15 protein-coding genes are annotated in these 15,833 nt (G+C 64.6%); 3 read left to right on the top strand and 12 right to left on the bottom strand.

Annotation, left to right across the window (positions count from 1 at the left end; translation table 11 throughout):
* Positions 1-463: 463 nt before the first annotated feature.
* The 9 genes from OKW37_RS25285 to OKW37_RS25245 form a co-directional block, all read right to left on the bottom strand.
* Positions 464-811 carry a type II toxin-antitoxin system ChpB family toxin gene (locus OKW37_RS25285; RefSeq protein WP_429404258.1) on the bottom strand — a complete coding sequence of 116 codons (348 nt, stop codon included), beginning with the start codon at positions 809-811 and terminating at the stop codon, positions 464-466.
* Positions 805-1,056, bottom strand: a complete 252-nt coding sequence (locus tag OKW37_RS25280; protein ID WP_429352988.1) for an AbrB/MazE/SpoVT family DNA-binding domain-containing protein — start codon at positions 1,054-1,056, stop codon at positions 805-807. The genes OKW37_RS25285 and OKW37_RS25280 overlap by 7 nt, the downstream gene beginning before the upstream one ends.
* A 190-nt stretch (positions 1,057-1,246) precedes the next feature.
* Positions 1,247-2,131 carry an alpha/beta fold hydrolase gene (locus tag OKW37_RS25275; protein WP_429404256.1) on the bottom strand — a complete coding sequence of 295 codons (885 nt, stop codon included), beginning with the start codon at positions 2,129-2,131 and terminating at the stop codon, positions 1,247-1,249.
* 81 nt (positions 2,132-2,212) lie between these two features.
* Complete coding sequence (mhpT, locus tag OKW37_RS25270) at positions 2,213-3,475, bottom strand: 3-(3-hydroxy-phenyl)propionate transporter MhpT (protein ID WP_429404254.1); 1,263 nt, start codon at positions 3,473-3,475, stop codon at positions 2,213-2,215.
* A gap of 101 nt (positions 3,476-3,576) precedes the next feature.
* Entirely contained in the window at positions 3,577-4,608 is a 1,032-nt protein-coding gene (dmpG, locus tag OKW37_RS25265) for a 4-hydroxy-2-oxovalerate aldolase (protein WP_429404252.1), read from the bottom strand.
* Positions 4,609-4,621: 13 nt separating this feature from the next.
* Complete coding sequence (locus OKW37_RS25260) at positions 4,622-5,572, bottom strand: acetaldehyde dehydrogenase (acetylating) (RefSeq protein WP_429404250.1); 951 nt, start codon at positions 5,570-5,572, stop codon at positions 4,622-4,624.
* A 35-nt stretch (positions 5,573-5,607) separates the two neighbouring features.
* Positions 5,608-6,417: a 2-keto-4-pentenoate hydratase gene (locus tag OKW37_RS25255; RefSeq protein WP_429404248.1), complete on the bottom strand. Its 810-nt coding sequence runs from the start codon at positions 6,415-6,417 to the stop codon at positions 5,608-5,610.
* Between the two features lie 18 nt (positions 6,418-6,435).
* On the bottom strand, positions 6,436-7,386 hold the full coding sequence (locus OKW37_RS25250; RefSeq protein WP_429404246.1) for a 3-carboxyethylcatechol 2,3-dioxygenase: 951 nt from the start codon (positions 7,384-7,386) through the stop codon (positions 6,436-6,438).
* Position 7,387: 1 nt separating this feature from the next.
* Complete coding sequence (locus tag OKW37_RS25245; RefSeq protein ID WP_429404244.1) at positions 7,388-9,250, bottom strand: bifunctional 3-(3-hydroxy-phenyl)propionate/3-hydroxycinnamic acid hydroxylase; 1,863 nt, start codon at positions 9,248-9,250, stop codon at positions 7,388-7,390.
* A 221-nt stretch (positions 9,251-9,471) separates the two neighbouring features.
* On the opposite strand from OKW37_RS25245, the gene OKW37_RS25240 reads away from it, so the two are divergent.
* Positions 9,472-10,311 carry a DNA-binding transcriptional regulator gene (locus tag OKW37_RS25240; RefSeq protein ID WP_429291702.1) on the top strand — a complete coding sequence of 280 codons (840 nt, stop codon included), beginning with the start codon at positions 9,472-9,474 and terminating at the stop codon, positions 10,309-10,311.
* 153 nt (positions 10,312-10,464) lie between these two features.
* On the opposite strand, the gene OKW37_RS25235 is transcribed toward OKW37_RS25240, so the two are convergent.
* The 3 genes from OKW37_RS25235 to OKW37_RS25225 form a co-directional block, all read right to left on the bottom strand.
* Positions 10,465-11,505, bottom strand: a complete 1,041-nt coding sequence (locus OKW37_RS25235) for an ABC transporter substrate-binding protein (RefSeq protein ID WP_429404242.1) — start codon at positions 11,503-11,505, stop codon at positions 10,465-10,467.
* Positions 11,506-11,632: 127 nt separating this feature from the next.
* Positions 11,633-13,018: a sensor histidine kinase gene (locus tag OKW37_RS25230; protein ID WP_187619659.1), complete on the bottom strand. Its 1,386-nt coding sequence runs from the start codon at positions 13,016-13,018 to the stop codon at positions 11,633-11,635.
* 2 nt (positions 13,019-13,020) lie between these two features.
* The gene (locus OKW37_RS25225) at positions 13,021-13,698 is read right to left on the bottom strand and encodes a response regulator (RefSeq protein ID WP_018423692.1); all 678 of its coding nucleotides are present in this window, start codon (positions 13,696-13,698) and stop codon (positions 13,021-13,023) included.
* 280 nt (positions 13,699-13,978) lie between these two features.
* Between OKW37_RS25225 and OKW37_RS25220 the strand changes: the two genes are divergently transcribed.
* Positions 13,979-14,998 carry an ABC transporter substrate-binding protein gene (locus OKW37_RS25220; RefSeq protein WP_018423693.1) on the top strand — a complete coding sequence of 340 codons (1,020 nt, stop codon included), beginning with the start codon at positions 13,979-13,981 and terminating at the stop codon, positions 14,996-14,998.
* Between the two features lie 39 nt (positions 14,999-15,037).
* Positions 15,038-15,832 (top strand): ABC transporter ATP-binding protein, encoded by a 795-nt coding sequence (locus OKW37_RS25215; RefSeq protein WP_184024643.1) that lies wholly within the window; start codon positions 15,038-15,040, stop codon positions 15,830-15,832.
* Position 15,833 lies beyond the last annotated feature (1 nt).

Below are 15,833 nucleotides of genomic sequence, written 5' to 3'. Positions count from 1 at the left end.
AATGCTTTGCTAGGAAGTGATAGACAGAGCGTTGGCAGTCGAAGCCAGCGCAAATCGTGGCACGACGGCGACGGCGTCAGTTCGGCACGACGCAACCCCGCGACCTTCGTTTTGCGATACGACCGAGAGTATATGCGCGTTTTCCACTAAATGTGACAGACATACAGGTCGCGAGACCCTACCCAAACGGGTCGATCCATGACTGGCAAGGGTTTGCGGCCGATTACCCCGGTCTTAAGACAGATATCTTATAGATGACTTGCGGGATATTATTTTTGGATGAATGCGAATTGGTCGCATTGACGCGCCGCAAATGCCGCCACCGAGCCGTGACTGCTGGCCCTCCAGCGGACGCCGCCGCGGATAGCGATGGGAGGGTTGCCGAAGAGTGTGACTTGGATGTCGGCGGCGCAGTGATGGGGTCGCTCGCCGCGGATTGGTTTAGTTCGTATCGTCTTTCCCGTCATTCCAGAATCGTTTGAAGTCGGGCGAGCGCGTCCTCGACTACCTCGGCCGGAGCGCGCTCGACTTTGCGTGCGCCGCGGGCCTCGAGGTCCAGAGTGCGCACCATATTCACCAGAGCCACCCCCTGAGTCTCTGTTCCCGAACCCGAGAGCGGTACCGCGAACCCAGCGTATAGAGCGAACTCCCCCTGCGTGATCGGCGCAACGAGCGCGACCCCAAGAGCATTGAATGCGGCAGGCGACAAAACCAGCGCGGGACGGAAATCGCCTTGCTGCTCCTTGCCAGGCGTCGGATTCAGGCTCACGCGCACGATATCGCCGCGCTCGAACTTGATGCGCCTTACCATGCTTCGCGCCCCGCCGGCTTGACTTCACTCCAGACGTCGAGATCGGCTGGCAGTGGCGCCTTCGGATCGCACTGCGCGACGAGTTCATCCAGTGAATACTTGCGACGCGCAGGCGTAAGCAACACCCCCTCGGGGCGCACGTCCGCATTCAGCGAACTGCCCACCGACGCATGAATTTGCTCCAACAACACGGCCGGCAACCGTACTGCAGCGCTGTTGCCCCACTTCTGAATCTTGAGTTTCATATCCCAGCTCCAAATGTATATCCATTGTAGATACGCACAGCGAAAACAGCAAGTCGCCCGTATCTACATTGACTCTACATTTGGACCTTGAAATCGCCTGTTAGTCGGCGAAGAAAAGAACCCAAACCTAAACGAGGCAACCAGCCCGCCGCCGCAACGACGCACCAGTCGCCCACGACGACAACCCTGCTTAATGCCCGCGTCCCAGGAACTCCCCCACCATCCGGTTGAACTTGTCCGCATGCTCCCACTGCGCCCAATGCCCGCAGCGGCCGAACACATGCAGATCGGCGTTCGGCATCCCGGCAACGAGCCGCAGGCCGATGTCCATCGGCACGAAACGATCGTCGCGGCCCCAGATCACGAGCGTCGAGGCGGTTACTTCGCCAAGGCGCGGCCCGTAGTCATTGAACTGCTTCGGATTCGCGGCGAGGCTCGCGACGAAGTTCTCGAGATGATCGCGGCGCGCCAGCATGTTCGCGAGGCGCGCTTGCATCAGGTCTTCGGTCAACGCCTTCGTGTCGAACACGAAGACGCTCATCATGCGCTGCAGGTTCTCGATGGTCGGGTTGCGGTACAGCCCTTGCAGCAGCTTGATGCCTTCGGTCGGCATCGGCACGAACTGGCTCGGGCCGCCGGTGCCGCCGCCCATCAGCACGAGCTTGCCGACGCGTTGCGGCTCGGCGAGCGCGAACGCGACCGCGCTATGCCCACCCATCGAGTTGCCGATGATATGCGCGCGTTCGATATCGAGCGCATCGAGCAGCGCCTTCAGGCAGCGCGCGTTCAGTTCCGAGCGCGAGCCCTTGCAGACGATCGGGTCGCTCTTGCCCCAACCGAGGCAGTCCATCAGGATCACGCGATAGCCCGCCGCGACGAGCGGCTCGACGTTCCGATTGAAGTTGGCCCAGCCGGTCGCGCCCGGTCCCGAGCCGTGCAGCATCACGACCGTTTTCGCACCCTGCCCCACGTCGTTGTAGTGGAGCTGCATCTCGCGGCCGTCTTCGGTGATGCGGACGAATCGGCTGGTCGCTTCCTCGGTGATCGCCGCTGCTTGCGTGTTGGTGTTGCTCATGTCGAATTCCTTTGTTTCACGGATTAAGTGACCGCGAGTCGCCGTTGACGGCGGACCCGCGCGGTATTTCGGGCTGCAAAGCTATTGCGCGGCCACCGGGGTATAACGAAGTGTCGAGCGATTCACGACGAGCCACGCGCCAATCGCGGCGAGCGCGATCAGCGGAATGCTCGCGCCGAGCAGCACGCTCGCACCCTGACCGATCGCGAGCAGTTGCCCCGCGATCAACGGTCCGAGGATCGAGCCGAGACGGCCCACCGCCACGGCCGCGCCGACGCCGGTGCCACGCACTTCGGTCGGGTACAGGCTGCTCGCCAGCGCATACAACACCGACTGCCCGCCGACCAGGAACAGCCCCGCGAGCAGACCGCCCCACGCCATCGACGTGCCGCCATTCGCGCTCAGCAACGCGCCGAGCGCAACGACGATGCCGACATACATGCCCGCGACCGTGCGGCGCCGGCCCATCCGGTCCATCATGCCGGCGATCACGATCGCGCCGATGCCGCCGCCGATGTTGAACATCATCTGTACGACACTGGACTGCACGCGCGTCAGACCGCGCGTCAAGACGAGCGACGGCAGCCAGTTGATCAGGAAATACAGCACGATCAGCGTGCCGAGATAGCTGATCCACAACGCGATCGTCGTGCCCGCGCGCCCTTCCCGCCACAGCGCGTGCGTCACGCTCGCCGACGCATCGCGTCGCGCGCCTTTGGTTGCACGCGCCGAGACGAACTGCGCCGACTCGTGCAGGAACAGCGCAAGCAGCGGCAGCACCAGCAACGGCCCGAAGCCGCCGACGTAGAAGATATGCCGCCAGCCCGCGTCGCCCGGGCTGATGATGCCGACCACCGCCGCGAGCGCCGCGCCGAACGGCATGCCGCAATACATGGCGCCGACCGCGGTGTTGCGCTGATGGGGCGGCGCCGCTTCCGAGCACAGCGCGATCAGATTCGGCATCGCTGCGCCAAGACCGAGGCCGGTCAGAAAGCGCGCGGCGAGCAGGCTGTTCAGGTCCCACACCTGCGCGGTCGCGAGCGAGAAGATGCCGAATAGCGCGACCGACCACATCAGCACGCGCTTGCGCCCGAGCCGGTCGGCGAGACGTCCGCCGATCGCGGCTCCTGGCAGCAGCCCGAACGCGCCGATGCTGAACGCCCAGCCCATCTGCGCGACCGCGAGATGAAATTCGCGCGCCATGCGCGGTGCCGCGAGGCCGGTCGATTGCAGGTCCACGCCTTCGAGCAGCGCGACGATCAGGCAGAGCCCGATCGTCAGCGCGCCGCCGGCAAGAGGTTTCGTCGACTGTGTTGTTTGCGTTGCTTGCGTTGACTGCCGCATAAATGTCTCCAATGTTGAGTCAGCGTCGCTCTTGCGGCGACCTTGCTGGATGAAATGAACGCTGCGCGCGCGGCATGCGGCGCCGTCGCGCAGCGTCCGGGTCATGAAGCCACTGCGTCGGTTGCGTGCGCGCGCTTCAGATCCAGTGCGACGTCGACGATCATGTCTTCCTGGCCGCCCACCATGCGGCGTTTGCCCAGCTCGACGAGAATGTCCACGGTCTTCAGGCCGTATTTCTTCGCGGCCACTTCCGAGTGGCGCAGGAAGCTCGAATACACCCCCGCATAGCCGAGCGCGAGCGTTTCGCGATCGACGCGCACCGGCCGGTCCTGCAGCGGACGCACGATGTCGTCGGCGGCGTCCATCAGCGTGTAGAGCTCGGTGCCGTGATTCCAGCCCATGCGCTCGGCCGCCGCGATGAACACTTCGAGCGGCGCGTTGCCCGCGCCGGCGCCCATGCCCGCGAGCGATGCATCGATACGGTCGCAGCCCTCTTCGACCGCGACCATCGAGTTGGCCACGCCCAGCGACAGGTTGTGGTGCGCGTGCATGCCCGTCTGCGTTTCGGGTTTCAGCACCGCCTTCACCGCGCGGAAGCGGTCGCGCACGTCGTTCATCGTCAGCGCGCCGCCCGAGTCGACCACATAGATGCAGGTCGCGCCGTAGCTCTCCATCTTCTTCGCTTCGATGGCGAGGTTCTTCGGCGTGGTCATGTGGCTCATCATCAGAAAGCCGACGGTGTCCATGCCGAGTTCGCGCGCGTATTCGATGTGTTGCTTCGAGATGTCCGCTTCCGTGCAATGCGTGGCGACGCGCACCACGCGAGCGCCCGCGTTGTAGGCGGCCTTCAGATCGTGGATCGTGCCGATGCCAGGCAGCAGCAGGGTCGCGATCTGAGCGTGCTCGACCACGTCAGCCACCGCTTCGATCCATTCGAGGTCGCTATGCGCGCCGAAACCGTAGTTGAAGCTCGAACCCTGCAGGCCATCGCCGTGGGCAACTTCGATGCTGTCCACCTTTGCGCGGTCCAATGCGCGTGCGATGTCCTGCACGTTCTGGATCGAGTACTGGTGACGAATGGCGTGGCTGCCGTCGCGCAGCGTCACGTCGGAGATATACAGTTTCTTGTCCATGCGGGAAGTCTCCTTAAGCCTCTGATGCCTGCACGAGCGCCTGCGCCATGCGCTCGGCGGTCGCGAGCGCGGCCGAAGTCATGATGTCGAGATTGCCCGCATACGCAGGCAGATAGTGCGCGGCGCCTTCCACCTCGATGAAGACCGAGGTCTTCAGACCGCTGAACTTGCCGAGGCCCGGAATGTTCAGCGGCGCGCTCGCGCTGATTTCGTCGAACTGCACCTTCTGCTTCAGGCGATAGCCCGGCACGTACGCCTGCACCGCGGCGGCCATCTGCTCGATCGACTGCTCGACCGTGTCGAGGTCGGCCAGCTCCGACAGCGTATAGACCGTGTCGCGCATCATCACCGGCGGCTCGGCCGGGTTGAGTACGATGATCGCCTTGCCCTTCGCGGCGCCGCCGACCACTTCGATCGCCTTCGAAGTCGTCTCGGTGAACTCGTCGATGTTCGCGCGCGTGCCTGGGCCCGCTGACTTGCTGCTGATCGACGCGACGATCTCCGCGTAATGCACCTTCGCGACACGCGACACGGCGGCGACCATCGGAATGGTCGCCTGTCCGCCGCACGTGACCATGTTCACGCTCGGCGCGTCGAGATGCGTGTCCAGATTGACGACCGGCACGCAGTACGGGCCGATCGCCGCCGGCGTCAGATCGATCACGCGAATCGAGGGCTTCAGCTTTCGCAACAGCGCATCGTTCTTGACGTGTGCGCCGGCCGAGGTCGCATCGAACACGAAGTCGATGTCGTGGAACACGGGCAGACGAGTCAGACCTTCGACACCATCATGCGTGGTCGCGACGCCAAGCCGCGCGGCGCGCGCGAGGCCGTCGGAGTTCGGATCGATGCCGACCATCGCCGCGACTTCGAGATGCTTGCCGTGACGCAGGATCTTGATCATCAGATCGGTGCCGATGTTGCCCGAGCCGATGATCGCGGCCTTCAGTTTTTCGCTTGCCATATGAGTTCCCAATCGAGTGCTTGCGAGTGCATGTTTTATGCGGAAAAAGTCGCGCGGACGCTGCCGAGACCTTCGATCTGCGCGCAGTAGGTGCCCGGCTCCTTGACGGCGACCATCGGGCCCAAAGCGCCCGTCATCAGCACGTCGCCGGCACGCAGCGGCGTGCCGAGCCGGACCATGCGATCCGCGAGCCAGGCGGCGGCATTCAGCGGATTGCCGAGACACGCGGCGCCATTGCCGCGCGACAGGACTTCCGCATCCTTCGATAGCGTCATTGCGCAGGCCGCGAGATCGATATCGCGCAGCAGGACCGGCCGGCTGCCGAGCACGAAGCGCGCGCTCGACGCGTTGTCCGTGACGGTATCGACGAAACGGATGTTCCAGCCTTCGATGCGGCTGTCCACCACTTCGATCGCCGCGACCGCACACGCGGTTGCGCGCATCAGATCGGCGTACGTGTGGCGCTCGTGCAGCAGATCGTGTTCGAGCACGAGCGCGATCTCCGCTTCGACCTTCGGCTGGATCAACTGCTCGAGAGGAATCGGCTGGCCGTCGCCATACGCCATCGATGCGAACAGCGCGCCGAAGTCAGGCTGGTCGACACCGAGTTGACGCTGCACCGCCGGCGACGTGAGTCCGATCTTGCGGCCGACGACGCGCTCGCCCGCCGCGATGCGCGCGGCCACGTTGGCCTGCTGCACCGCGTACGCGAGCTCCTCGGCGTCGGCCGGGTTCGACAGGTCGACGAAACACTGGTCGTCGCGCAACGGCGCGATGGTCGCGCGCGTACGTTCCGATTCGCGCAGGCGCAGCGCGAGCACGTCTGCATTGCTTTGAGTGGTCATAGCGGGTTCCTGATTCGGTTAGACGTGGGCGGTCACGGGTCGCGCATGCATCGCGCCAAAGCCCGCGATCCATTCGGGGATCGGACGGTAGTAATCGAGCGACGCGTGATACGGGCCGCTCGCGTTCAGTGCGCCGAACGCGGCGATCCACGTGCGGATTTCGTGCGCGGACTTGCCGGCTTCGCGCGTGATCGCGCGGTTGGTCAAACCGTCGAGCGCGGTGAGTTCGCCGTCTTCGAGCAGCTTCAGGAACGCGCGATCCCATTCCGGATTGAGCGGATGCAGACGGCTGTCGCCCGCGGCGAACGCGCGCGCCGCCGCGATCGTGCGCGCCTCACGCGCCGCACGCGATTCGGCCGACGGATTGCGGCCCGCGATCAGACGCTCGGCGACTTCCTCGCTCGCGCCCGCGAGTTCCGGCACCGGCGGCTCGTGCGAGATGCCGCCCGAGCCGATCACGAGCACGCGTTGCATCGAGCGTGCGAGCGCTCGACCCAACGCATCGCCGAGCAGACGCGCGCGGCGGCATGAAGCCATCGGCGCGGCCACCGAATTGATGAATACCGGCACGACCGGATATCGATCGAGGCCGCCCGTCAGAATCTCCAGCGCTTGCGCGCAACCGTGATCGACCTGCATGCGGTACGAGACGGCGACGTCGACGTCGCTCGCGAGCACCGCTTCGGCAAGGTCGAGCGCGGTATCGACGGGCACGTCCAGCGGACCGGCGAGGCTCTTGAAGTCGCCGATCGCGCTCGCCGATGCGCCGATGCAAAACGGCGGCATCACGTCATAGAAGAAACCGTTGTAATGATCGGGCGCGAACACGACAACCAGTTCGGGATCGAACTCGACGACGCGCGCACGCGCTGCCGCATGCACGCGCTCGACTTCCGCGACGACTTCGGGCGCGGGATCGTAATAGCCGTGCAACGGCGTGTGCGAAAGGCATTCGAGCAGCATCGGCATATCAGGCTCCGGCGGTTGCAGCGGTGGCGAAAGTGGCGACGGCATCGGGCGCGAACGCTGCTTCGTTGCCAGAACCGGCCACGTCAGCCCGCCCCGCCACGTCGAGATTCAACTGCCGCGCGAGTTCGACGACGAGTTGCGACACCTGCTGCGGCGAGCCCATGCCCGCGACGAAACGATCGGGACGCAACAGCACGACCGATTCCGGCACTCGCGTGAACCAGTCCTTCAGCCGCGTGTTCACATCGCCGATCGCGATGACGTCTTCTGGCACGTCGTCATGGAAAGACAGCTGCGTGTCCGGCTTCGCGACCACGAAGCAGCCGCCGAGCCGCTGCCAGATCGCACGCGCCTGCTCCGACAAACCGAAGGTCGGTTCCGCGCCCCAGCCGACGATCGCGAAGCGGTTGCCGAGCACATCGTCGAGTCGCACGACCTCGCCGCTCACCATGCGCACGCGCGGTTGAATGAACATGCGGCCGACCGGCGAATGACAATGCGGGTCGCGTCCATACACCAGACGGCCGAGCCGCGACTCGCGTTTCTCGCTCATCAGACCGAGCAGGCGGCCCGGCGCCGAATGCCCCGAGCGTTCGAGCACGCGCGCGAGCCAGCCACGCTTGCGCGGCGTGCGCGCCAGCAATACGACGCCGCTTTCATAGCGTGGCATCGGCTTGAAACGCATTTCGACGAAGTAGCGCTTGAGCGCCGGGAACCAGTTGAACGTACGCACGAACGCGTCGCGAAACTTGATGCCGAAGCGGCTCGTCGGCGCGAAGACGTCGCCCGCGACCTCAGAGAGGTGGATCATCGAGCGCGCATGCGAACGGCGCTCGGCGGTGTAGCTATCGAGCAGCGCATCGCCGGCGACGCCCTTGACCACCATCGCGAGTTTCCAGCCGAGGTTGCTCGCGTCGCGAATACCGCTGTTGTAGCCCTGGCCCTGCCACACCGGCATGATGTGCGCGGCGTCGCCGGCGAGCAGCACGCGCTTCACGCGGAAGCTGCTCGCGAGGCGCGCGTTGTGCGTATAGACGCGCTTGCGGATGTAGTCGACCTTCTCCGGCTCGGCGACGACCTTGCGGATCAGCGCGGCCATGTTCTCCGGCTTCGACAGCTCTTCCTCGGTCTCGCCGGGCATCACCATGAATTCGAAGCGGCGAATCCCGTGCGGCAGCGCGGCCGACACATACGGGCGCCGCGGATCGCAATGCATGTACACGTGCGGCGAGCCGATCGGGTCGTTGCGCACGTCGACGACGATCCACTGATTCGGTTTCGTACGGCCCTCGAACGGCACGTCGAGGGTGCGGCGTACGAAGCTGTTGCCGCCGTCCGCACCGACCATGTACGACGCGCGGATCGTGCGGCGGCCGCTCTGCGCATGTTCCGCTTTGATCGTGACGCCGCTGCCGTCCTGCGTGAACGAGTCGACCGCGTGGCCGAACAGCACCTCGACGTGCGGGAAGCGTTGCAGGCCGTCGTACAACACGCGATCGGCCAGCGGCTGAATGAACGCGTTGCGGCGCGACCAGCCGAATTCGTCGGTGCGCGGCTCGATCGATGCGAAGCAGTGACCGTTGCTCGTGACGAAGCGCATCCAGTGATCGGGGGTCGTGTGCGGCAGCAATGCATCGGCGAGGCCGACGGACTGAAACACGCGCAGCGCTTCGTCATCGAGGCCGATTGCGCGCGGATAGTCGATGATCCCGTCGAGCTTTTCGATCAGCACGACGCGCACGCCCTGCAGGCCGAGATAGTTGGCGATCATCAAACCGACCGGGCCGGCGCCGATGATCGCGACGTCGGTGGTGACGGGTCCACTGTGGCCTTGCGCGGCCACCGGGTCGAGCGGTTGGGGCATGTTGTCTCCGTATGTCGACCACAGTGACCGGGTCGAGATATTCACGGAGCGCGGCGGCGGGAACCGGCTGTCGCCATGGCGAAAAATCGCCTGCGGACAACAGCTTGCTGTCTCCATGAAATCGTTGATTTGTTGGCAGTCTAGGACCGGCCACCTGCCCGCTCAACAAAATCTGGAAATTGTGCATAGAATGCACATAGTTGATTTTATTGAGGTTTAAAGTGACCAAATACACGAATGTGCGAGGTCTGTCGCGCGGCTTGCAGGTGCTGCAGGCGCTCAACTCGATGGACAGCGGCCGCGCGACGAGCCAGCAGATCAGCGAACTGACCGGCCTGCATCGCACCACCGCGCGGCGGCTGCTCGAAACGTTGATGGAGGAAGGCTTCGTGCGGCGCAGCGCGTCGGACGACAGCTTCCGGCTCACGCTGAAGGTGCGCGCGCTGAGCGAAGGCTTCACCGACGACGAACGTATCGCGACGATCGCGCCGCCGGTGATGGGGCGTCTGCTGCAACGCGTCGCGTGGCCGTCCGATCTGACCACGCCCGACGGCGACGCGATGATCGTCCGCGAGACCACGCACCGCTTCAGTCCGCTATCGTTTCATCGCGCGATGGTCGGCCGCCGTTTGCCGATCCTGCTGACCGCGGCGGGTCGTGCGTACTTCGCGATGTGCCCCGACGAGGAGCGCGAGGACATTCTCGATCTGCTGCGCGCGGGCGCGGGCGGCGAGGAGCAGAAGGCGCTCGCGTCGAACGACGCGTTGATTCGCAGTCTCGTGCGACGCGTGCGCGCGGATGGTTTTGGCTCGAATCACGGCGACTGGGCGGACCAGGGGAAGATCGGCGCGGTTGCCGTCGCGATCGTGTTCGAGGAACGCGTGCTCGCGAGCTTGAACGTAGTGTTTCTGTCGCGCGCGGTGTCGCTCGCGGAAGCGAAGCGGCGCTATGTGCCCGAGTTGCAGACGGCCGCGCGGGAGATGGTCGAGGAACTCGCGGCGCAGACCCGCGCGAGGAGCGAAGCGGGCAAGACGCGTGCGGGACGCGAGCGCAAGTCGTGAGGTGGCTTTCGCAAGCCGTCCCGCAACTCAGAACCGCGTGCGAATGCCCGTCGTCAATTGCAACTGGTTCTTCGCGCCAAACGTCGTCGCGACGACGCAACCATTGTGAAGCTTCATCTTGTGCTCGAAGCGACCCACGCGGTCAGCCCGCTTTCAAGGCTTCACCTCATCGACGAACCGATTGGTAAACGTGCGCGACAGATCGATATGCCGCCCCTTCACCGCCGGATTGAAGCTCGACAGTACCTTCAGCACCGTCTGCGGACCGTCGGCAGGCATCTTGCCGTCGACGGTGTACATCGGCAGCGAGGCCTGCAATGCGCTGATATACAGCGCCCTGTCGTTGCCGATGTCTTCTTTTGGCATCTGCGCGGCGATTTGTTCCGCGCTGTGGGTGTGCATATAGCGCAGCGTCTTGACGAATGCGCGCGCGAGTTTCGCGGCTTCGTCGGCATGCGCGTCGAGCCACGTGCTTTGCACGTAGAGGCTCGACGCCGGATACATGCCGCCGAGCGCGGCGCGCGTGCCATCGACATTGCGCATGTCGACGAGTACTTTGGCGTCGCCCGCTTTCAATAGCTGAGTGACGGTCGGCTCGGTCGTCATACCCGCGTGAATGCGTCCTTGCCGCATCGCCGCGATGAAACTGCTGTCCGCGCCGACCGGCAGCAGCGTGTATTGCGTGGACCGCACGCCCGCGCGCTGTGCGAGGTACTGCGTGAGAAAACTCGTCGAGGAACCGAGCCCCGTCACGCCGAGCGTTTTACCGCGCAGGTCGGCCATGCTCCGGATCGAATCGGCCGATTTCGCCGCGACCAGTTGCACTTCGCCGGGCACCTGGCTGAACACGACGATCGTCTTCACTTCCTTGCCGCGTGTCTGCAGATCGATCGTGTGATCGTAGAAGCCGACCACGCCCTGCACCGCGCCCGCGAGCATTTCATTTTCGCCGTCTATTCCAGTCGGCTGCGACAGCAGTTCGACGTCGAGCCCTTCGGCCTTGAAATAGCCTAGCCGTTCGGCAAGACGCGCCGGCAGATAGATGAGCTTGTTGGTACCACCCACCATGATCGCGAGTTTCTCCGGCGCGGCGGCTTGCACAGGCGTCGCGAGTCTCGCGAGCGCGCACAGCGCGAGCGACGCCGCGACGGCGGCATAGGCCGCGCGCGAGAAACGCGTCAAGGAAAGCTTCATTGGGGGTGTCTCCGTTATCTTGTGTCCGGGCGCCGCGCGGGTCGCCTGCCCGTGATTTTGAAGGTGCGAACCCGTCCCGATGCTTTTCACGGCTGTGCTTGTTGCGCGAACCTCGGGTTTATCCCGATCACTTCGGCGTCGCGCGCGGAAACGTCACGGCGATATGCACACCCTTGCCGCCCTCGCCCGCCTTCAGCGTGATCTCGCCGTGATGGGCGTCCGCGATTTCGCGCACGATCGCAAGACCGAGGCCCGTGCCCTCGGTATCCGTCGACGCACGAAAGAACGGCTCGAACACGCGGCTGCGCGATTCGGCCGGAATGCCGGGGCCGTTGTCGGTCACGCTGACCGTCACCGCATTGGCCGCGGTATCAGCGTTCACGGCGACCGTCACGTGACCACCGCTGCCCGTATAGCGAATCGCGTTCTCGGCGAGATTCGCGATCAGTGCCTGCAACAAGCCGCGATGTCCGAGCACCGGCGCCGCGCCGTGCAATTCCGCGCCCAGATCGATTTCACGTGCCTGCGCGAGCAGGCCGAGATCTTCGACGACCTCCATCGCGAGCGGCACCAGATCGACGCGCTCCATGGCGAGCTGCGAGTTGTCGGCGGCCTCGGCCTGCGCGAGCAAAAGCAGCTTGTTGGTGAGCCCGACCATCGAGCGGTTGCTGCGATGCATCGCGGCAAGCGCTTCGTCGAGCGCGGGATTGAGGCCTTCCTGCTGCCGCGCGAATTGCAGTTGCGTGCCGAGCAGCGTGAGCGGCGTGCGCAACTGATGCGCGGCGTCGGCGATAAAGCGCCGCTGCGCCGCCACCTGCACGCCGAGCCGCGCGATGCACTGATTGATCGCATCGACGATGGGCCGCAGTTCCGTATGCAGACGCTCGACGCGAATCGGTTCGAGCTGCATCGGATCGCGGTCGGCCACCTCGTCTTTCACCTTCATCAACGGCCGCAACTCGAACGTGAGCCCGATGCAAACGAGCGCCACCGCCAGCGCGATCATTTCGAGCTGGCGCACGAGTTGCGGCCGCCATAGCTGTTGCGTCATCGCATCGCGCGAGCGCACGGTCTTGCCGACCGTCACGCGCACGGGACGCGTCGCGCCGTTGTCGTACATGAGCCGCACGATGTCGACAGCGCGCACCTGCTGGCCGTGCAACTGCGTGTAGTACGAATCCGGCACGTCGGGCGCCCGCAGCGGACGCGGCGGGAAATCAGGCGTACCCGCGAGCAGCCGCCCATCGTCGACACGCACGCTATAGAACACCTGGTCGCGATATGGCGATGCGAAGATCTCGAGCGCGGCGGGCGGCACATCGACACGCAGAAAGCCGTCGCTCCATTCGACCTCGCCCGCGATCATCCGCGCCGACGCGACCAGCTGATTGTCCTGCACCAGATTCGCGGTGTGCCGCGCGTTGTCGTACTCGGTCTTGCCGGTCACGAACACATAAAGCGCGAGCGGTACGAGCAGCCACCACAGCAGGCGTATGCGTAGGCTATTGGCCATCGTTACTGGTCGTCTTCCCGCTTGCGCAGCAGATAGCCGAGCCCGCGCAGCGTGACGATCGCGGCCGAGCTGCCATCGAGCTTCTTGCGCAGACGCGAAATGTAGATCTCGACCGCATCCTCGCTTGGCTCGTCGGCGAGCGTGAAGATCGCATCGACGAGCGCCGGCTTCGTCACCGTCTTGCCGAGGCGCAGGATCAGCGCTTCGAGCACCGAACGCTCGCGCGGCGTCACGTTCAGCGGCGCGCCCTTCAGCGTGAACTGGCGCGTGTCGATGTCGAACGACAGATCGCCGCACACCACCTCGCCCGCTTTCGACGGCGACTGCCGCCGAATCGCCACCTTGATGCGCGCGATCAGCTCGCGCACTTCGAACGGCTTCACCAGATAGTCGTCGGCGCCGGCGCCGAGCAGCTCCACCTTCTCGTCGATCGAGCCGCTCGCAGTGAGGATCAGCACCGGCGTCGCGTCGCCACGCTGACGCAGCCGGCGCAGCACGTTCTTGCCCGACAGCTTCGGCAGGTTCAGGTCGAGCAGGATCACGTCGTAGTGATTGGTGCGCAGCAGGCGGTCGGCTTCATCGCCGTCCTGCACGGCGTCGAGCGCGAAGGCCTCCTGCTCCAGCATCTTCGCGAGCCAGTGCGCAAGCGTGGGGTTGTCTTCGATCAGCAGCAGCTTCATGGCGGCAACGGCAAAAGTCAGGTCGTCGATTGTGCCTTAAAACAAGAGGGCCGCGCGCATACCGTGTGGTTTGCCGCATACGTCCAGTGCCCGCCGCGAGCGCAGTGCCGATCGCGCGCAATTTCGGCGCATTTTTGGCGCATTTTCGGGTTAACACCCATGTTTTGCGCCAAACCCCGAAAGCTGCCAGAAGGTTTCGCGTTTCTATAATCGCCCCCATTGACCCAGAAAAGCGCCGCGCACCACGGGGTCGCGGCGACCCACCTAAGGAGACTGCTTCATGCGTACCTTGCGCCAGATTGCCGCTGTGTCAGGAGTTGCGTTCGCCCTTGCCGCCGCTTCGGCCGCCGCTCACGCCGAGAAAATCACGATCATGGTCGGCGGCGCCACCAAGATCATCTATCTGCCGGCCAAGCTCACCGAGCAGCTCGGTTACTTCAAGGACGAAGGCCTCGACGTCGAGATCCTGTCGCAGCCGGCCGGTGTCGATGCGGAGAACGAACTGCTCGCGGGCGCGGTGCAAGGCGTGGTCGGCTTCTACGATCATACGATCGACCTGCAGAGCAAGGGCAAGGAAGTGCAGGCGCTCGTCGTCTTCGGCCAGGTGCCGGGCGAAGTAGAGATGGTCTCGACGAAGGCGGCCGATTCGCTGAAGAGCATGGCGGACGTCAAAGGCAAGACGCTCGGCGTGACCGGCCTCGGTTCGTCGACCAGCTTCCTCACGCAGTACCTCGCGCAGCGCGCGGGCGTGCCGTCGACGCAATACACGATGTTGCCGGTCGGCGCGGACAACAGCTTCATCGCCGCCGTCAAGCAAGGCCGCATCGACGCCGGCATGACCACCGAGCCGACCGTCTCGCAACTGCTCAAGACCGGCGACGCGAAGGTGCTGGTCGACATGCGCAACGTGGACGGTACGCGCGCCGCGCTCGGCGGCACCTACCCCGCTTCGAGCTTCTACGTGCAGCGCGCGTGGGCCGAAGCGCACAAGGACGAGGCCGCGAAGCTCTCGCATGCGTTCGCGAAGACGCTGAACTACATCGCGACGCATAGCGCCGAGGACATCGCCGCGCAGATGCCGAAAGACTACTACGGCAACAACAAGGACCTGTACGTGAACGCGCTGAAGGCGTCGCTGCCGATGTTCACGAAGGACGGCAAGATGCCCGCCGACGGCCCGGATACGGTGCTGAAGGTGCTGTCCGCATTCAATCCGTCGGTGAAGGGCAAGCATATCGATCTCGCCAAGACCTACACCAACGACTACGTGTCGGCGCCGGTCAAGACCGCGTCGAAGTAACGCTTCTTTCATCTTCACAGAACTGCGAGGCACCCGCCGATGAATCAACCTATGTCACGCGAGACGCCAGCGATCGAAATGCGCAACGTGTCGTGCCGTTTCATTTCCCCGGACGGCAAGGCCACGATCGCGCTGCGCGACTTCAGCATGTCGGTGGCACGCGGCGAATTCGTCGCGGTGGTCGGCCCGACCGGCTGCGGCAAGTCCACCACGCTCAGCATGATCACCGGCTTGCTGAAGCCGACCACCGGCGAAGTGCGCGTGATGGGCGCGCCGGTGGACGGCATCGATCCGCGCATCGGTTTCGTGTTTCAGGCCGATGCGGTGTTTCCGTGGCGCTCGGTGCTCGACAACGTCGCGGCGGGTCCGCTGTATCGCGGCCGCTCGAAATCGGCCGCTTACGACGAAGCGAACGAATGGCTGCGCCGCGTGGGCCTCGACAAGTTCGGCAAGCACTATCCGCATCAACTGTCCGGCGGCATGCGCAAGCGCGTGGCGCTTGCGCAGACCTTCATCAACAAGCCGGAAATCCTGCTGATGGACGAGCCGTTCTCGGCGCTCGACATGCAGACGCGCACATTGATGCAGGACGAGTTGCTGCAATTGTGGGGCGGCGCCGGCTCGGTCGTGTTCGTCACGCACGACCTCGAAGAAGCGATTGCGCTCGCCGACCGCGTGTTCGTGCTAACTGCCCGCCCCGCCACGCTGAAGAAAGTCTACGAAATCGATCTGCCGCGACCGCGCGTCACATCGGAGATCCGCTACGACTCACGCTTCATCGAAATTTCGCGCGATATCTGGCATGACCTGCGCGAAGAAGTGCAGATCGGTTAAT

It is taken from the genome of Paraburkholderia sp. MM5482-R2 (genome assembly GCF_050436125.1).
GTDB classification, from domain to species: domain Bacteria; phylum Pseudomonadota; class Gammaproteobacteria; order Burkholderiales; family Burkholderiaceae; genus Paraburkholderia; species Paraburkholderia tuberum.
The sequence above is the reverse complement of the archived record's forward strand: the minus strand, read 5'-3'. Positions and strand labels throughout refer to the sequence as shown.

Bases quoted from the DNA above. Each gene is read 5' to 3' on its own strand.
- OKW37_RS25260 (WP_429404250.1), bottom strand. From the start codon at position 5,572: ATGGCAAGCGAAAAACTGAAGGCCGCGATCATCGGCTCGGGCAACATC.
- OKW37_RS25255 (WP_429404248.1), bottom strand. From the start codon at position 6,417: ATGACCACTCAAAGCAATGCAGACGTGCTCGCGCTGCGCCTGCGCGAA.
- mhpT (WP_429404254.1), bottom strand. From the start codon at position 3,475: ATGCGGCAGTCAACGCAAGCAACGCAAACAACACAGTCGACGAAACCT.
- OKW37_RS25225 (WP_018423692.1), bottom strand. From the start codon at position 13,698: ATGAAGCTGCTGCTGATCGAAGACAACCCCACGCTTGCGCACTGGCTC.
- OKW37_RS25235 (WP_429404242.1), bottom strand. From the start codon at position 11,505: ATGAAGCTTTCCTTGACGCGTTTCTCGCGCGCGGCCTATGCCGCCGTC.
- OKW37_RS25220 (WP_018423693.1), top strand. From the start codon at position 13,979: ATGCGTACCTTGCGCCAGATTGCCGCTGTGTCAGGAGTTGCGTTCGCC.
- OKW37_RS25250 (WP_429404246.1), bottom strand. From the start codon at position 7,386: ATGCCGATGCTGCTCGAATGCCTTTCGCACACGCCGTTGCACGGCTAT.
- dmpG (WP_429404252.1), bottom strand. From the start codon at position 4,608: ATGGACAAGAAACTGTATATCTCCGACGTGACGCTGCGCGACGGCAGC.
- OKW37_RS25245 (WP_429404244.1), bottom strand. From the start codon at position 9,250: ATGCCCCAACCGCTCGACCCGGTGGCCGCGCAAGGCCACAGTGGACCC.
- OKW37_RS25215 (WP_184024643.1), top strand. From the start codon at position 15,038: ATGAATCAACCTATGTCACGCGAGACGCCAGCGATCGAAATGCGCAAC.
- OKW37_RS25285 (WP_429404258.1), bottom strand. From the start codon at position 811: ATGGTAAGGCGCATCAAGTTCGAGCGCGGCGATATCGTGCGCGTGAGC.
- OKW37_RS25230 (WP_187619659.1), bottom strand. From the start codon at position 13,018: ATGGCCAATAGCCTACGCATACGCCTGCTGTGGTGGCTGCTCGTACCG.
- OKW37_RS25280 (WP_429352988.1), bottom strand. From the start codon at position 1,056: ATGAAACTCAAGATTCAGAAGTGGGGCAACAGCGCTGCAGTACGGTTG.
- OKW37_RS25275 (WP_429404256.1), bottom strand. From the start codon at position 2,131: ATGAGCAACACCAACACGCAAGCAGCGGCGATCACCGAGGAAGCGACC.